At 43.6% G+C, this 642-nt stretch carries 1 pseudogene; it reads right to left on the bottom strand.

The annotated features are described in order from the left end of the window. Nucleotides 1–159 precede the first annotated feature (159 nt). A pseudogene (locus tag D8S93_RS25455) lies at nucleotides 160–414 on the bottom strand (hypothetical protein). Nucleotides 415–642 lie beyond the last annotated feature (228 nt).

The raw sequence follows: 642 nt of genomic DNA, 5'->3' as shown, positions 1-642 counted from the left end.
CTCACACCTTAACAGGGCGTTAGTCGCCAGAAAAAGCTAGCAATCAAAATCATGTTTCTGACCTAAAAATTTGGCAGTAGTCTATTTGGTACACAGATCTATCGGCAATGGTCAAAACTCAGTTTTAACGGTTTTAAGTCCAAAATTTTGCAAGTGTCCTCACGGTTGTTTTGTTCTTTGGTGCTGACAGAGCAGGGTAATCGAGAATTTGTTTTTGGTTGTAACTCTGCTCGTTGAGTTTGTTGGTTCAAAAGCAGATCTACTCGCTGAAAAGTCGTCTTCTCTGGTGTTTTAAGTTCCACGTGGTTTCAGTGGCTTTGTTGCAAGTCCGCACTGTGAGATTGGCTTTCCAAAAGCGCTTTTTGGTGTTGTCAGTCCGTTTTCTACGGCGTTGTTTGTTCTAAGTGGTTTCATTGAGTAGCCGCTTTGAGACTGCGCCTGACTTAAATGCATCAAAGCACATAAAGTTTGTTGTTCGCAAAGTTTAGTTCGGCTTAAAATTGTCGCTCGGTGCCTCGCGACTAACAAACTGCTCAAGAGGGATTCGCAACGCGTGGCATTTTCACTATGCGTTGAATTTAGTGATTAAGGTGGTTTGCGGCGGCTTTGTATTGCGTTGCTCACCCCTTAGCAGGGCGTTAT

The organism is Vibrio sp. VGrn 2 (assembly GCF_009361695.1).
In the GTDB taxonomy this organism is placed as follows: domain Bacteria; phylum Pseudomonadota; class Gammaproteobacteria; order Enterobacterales; family Vibrionaceae; genus Vibrio; species Vibrio diabolicus.
Note: the sequence above shows the minus strand (reverse complement) of the source record. Positions and strands in the feature narration are given on the sequence as shown.